This window comes from Streptomyces sp. WELS2 (assembly GCF_013870595.1).
In the GTDB taxonomy this organism is placed as follows: domain Bacteria; phylum Actinomycetota; class Actinomycetes; order Streptomycetales; family Streptomycetaceae; genus Streptomyces.
In genome coordinates, this window is record NZ_JACBWZ010001205.1 from 1 (window position 1) to 1,470 (window position 1,470).

The window sequence follows — 1,470 nt, forward strand, 5'->3', positions numbered from 1 at the left end:
CCGGTCCTGCGGTGCGCCGGGGTGGCGGTCCTGCTGGTGCTCGGGGGTGTGTCGGTCCTCACCGTGCGCTCGCTCTCCGGCGCCTGAGCCCGGCCTCCGGCCCGTACCCCCGCCTGCCCGGCCCCGCCTCGACGCCCTTCTTCGTTCCCCGTACCTTCCCGAGGAGACCCGCATGATCGCCTCCACCATCGAATCCGAAGTCCGCAGTTACTGCCGGAGCTGGCCGGTGGTCTTCACCCACGGACGCGGCAGCCGGATGTTCGACCGCGACGGCCGTGCGTACCTGGACTTCTTCGCGGGTGCCGGTGCCCTGAACTACGGGCACAACCACCCCGTGCCCAAGCGCGCCCTGCTGGACTACCTCGAGCAGGACGGTGTCGCCCACAGCCTGGACATGCTGACCGCCGCCAAGGAGGACTTCCTCACGGAGTTCGCGGCCCGGGTGCTCGAGCCCCGCGGCCTCGACTACCGGGTGCAGTTCCCCGGCCCGACCGGCACCAACAGTGTGGAGGCCGCGCTCAAGCTGGCCCGCAAGGTGACCGGGCGGCAGACCGTGGTCGCCTTCACCGGCGGCTTCCACGGCATGTCGCTGGGGTCCCTGGCCGTCACCGGAAACGCCGCGAAGCGTGCGGGTGCCGGCGTTCCGCTCGGACACACCTGGCGCGTCCCCTACGACGGCTTCGCCGGCGGCCGGGTGTCCGGGCTGGAACTGCTGGACAGCATGCTGGCCGACAGCAGCAGCGGCATGGACCTGCCCGCCGCCGTCATCGTGGAGACCGTGCAGGGCGAGGGCGGCGTGAATCCGGCCCGCCTCACCTGGCTCGCCGACCTCGCGGAGCTGTGCGCCCGGCGCGGGATCCTGCTGATCGTCGACGACATCCAGATGGGGTGCGGTCGCACCGGGCCGTTCTTCAGCTTCGAAGCCGCCGGGATCACCCCGGACATCGTGTGCCTGTCGAAATCCATCAGCGGATACGGTCTGCCGATGGCGCTCACCCTCTTCCGCACCGAGCTGGACGTCTGGCTGCCGGGTGAGCACAACGGCACGTTCCGGGGCAACAACCCGGCCTTCGTGACGGCGGCTGCCGTCCTCCGGGAGTTCTGGGCGGACAGCACGCTGGAGAAGCGGACCACGGCACGGGAGCGCCTGCTCGAGGAGTCGCTCGGCGAACTCGCCCGCCGGCACACGGGCCATGTGGCGGCCCCGCGGGGGCGCGGTCTGGTGTGGGGGGTGTCCTTCCGGGAGCCCGGCATGGCCAGGAGGGCCGCTGCCGAGGCCTTCGCCCGCGGACTGCTCGTGGAGACGGCGGGCTCCGGTGACGAGGTGGTGAAGATCATGCCCCCCTTGAACATCTCGGACGAGGAACTGGCCGAGGGACTCTCGGTACTCCGGGAGGCCGTGGCCTCGGCAGTCGGGGTCGTGAAGATTTATCACGGGCGCAATATTGATCACAGAGGGGCAGTGTGAGG

The 1,470-nt window shown here is 70.7% G+C and carries 1 protein-coding gene; it reads left to right on the forward strand.

Translation table 11 applies throughout. The features are described 5' to 3' along the window. The first annotated feature begins 172 nt into the window (after positions 1–172). Positions 173–1,468 carry a diaminobutyrate--2-oxoglutarate transaminase gene (ectB, locus tag H5J33_RS35045; RefSeq protein WP_181798687.1) on the forward strand — a complete coding sequence of 432 codons (1,296 nt, stop codon included), beginning with the start codon at positions 173–175 and terminating at the stop codon, positions 1,466–1,468. The last annotated feature ends 2 nt before the right edge of the window (positions 1,469–1,470 follow it).

Coding starts and splice junctions, on each gene's coding strand:
- ectB (WP_181798687.1), top strand. CDS start 173: ATGATCGCCTCCACCATCGAATCCGAAGTCCGCAGTTACTGCCGGAGC.